1 pseudogene is annotated in these 952 nt (G+C 56.5%); it reads left to right on the top strand.

Annotated elements, in window-relative coordinates:
• Positions 1-952 (top strand): annotated as a pseudogene (locus tag AB4Z23_RS27235) (DKNYY domain-containing protein); the annotation flags it as partial.

The following is a 952-nucleotide window of genomic DNA, read 5'->3' on the forward strand; positions in this document are numbered from 1 at the left end:
GCCGTACTATGCAGGGCAACCTCAATCAGTTTCGGCAGAATTTGAGTCTTGGAGCGGCTATTTCGAGAACCATCCCGAGATTGCCGACAGCTGGTGGCACCGGGAGAAGGCACGCCGTGCGGTAAGAGCGTCTGTGGGGAATGAGCCAGTACCGATCGGCGGTCTCTATTACAGCGATGGACGCAGGATTCTGGTTAGGCCACAGCGTCCGCAGGAAGCCGAATGGGTCTCACTCGATCATTTCGACCACGACAGCTTCCGACACATCGTTGATGTGTTCGGGCAGGATCGGCACGGCCTGCGCTACTTCTTGCCCGGCCTCGAACATTACGGGATGGAGCCCATTAAGAAAGCCGATCCCGCTAGCTTCGAAAAGCTCGACGGCCCATGGTTCAAAGACAAGCAGCAGGCCTATTACATCGACAGTACAGCACCTTTACCAGAGCTTGCTGTCGTCAAAATCGACATGGCGAGCTTCGAGGTTTTGGGCGGCGCCTATGCTCGTGACGCAAAAGGGCTGATCGTTGAAGGTGTGCGCAAGCGCGGCATCGACAATCCCGCAGCGGTGGAATCGCTCGGCTATTCCTTTGCACGGATGGGCGATACCCTGCTTTATCGCGGGAAGCCCATCAGCCGGCCCGGCAAGGTCAATCCCGCCACAGCGCGTGGTGTTAACGATCAGCTTCTGATTGATGCGAACGGCGAGATGCTGTTCGGAGGCAGTTATCGCAAAAAGATTCCTGGAATCGATCCAGCCATTCTGCATTTCCTCAACCGTGTATTCGCAGTTGACGCACGGCATGTTTACGCGATGACCGATACAGGACTGCTGCTCATTGAGGATATTGAACCGGGCGAAGTCGAGCTGGCCGGCCTCTACTCGATCCGGGTGGGTCACACACAGCTCCACGTTTCCGGTGGCATCGTAAGGCGGTTACGACCCGAATATACA

Source organism: Agrobacterium sp. MCAB5, from assembly GCF_052114365.1.
Lineage (GTDB): Bacteria > Pseudomonadota > Alphaproteobacteria > Rhizobiales > Rhizobiaceae > Agrobacterium > Agrobacterium tumefaciens.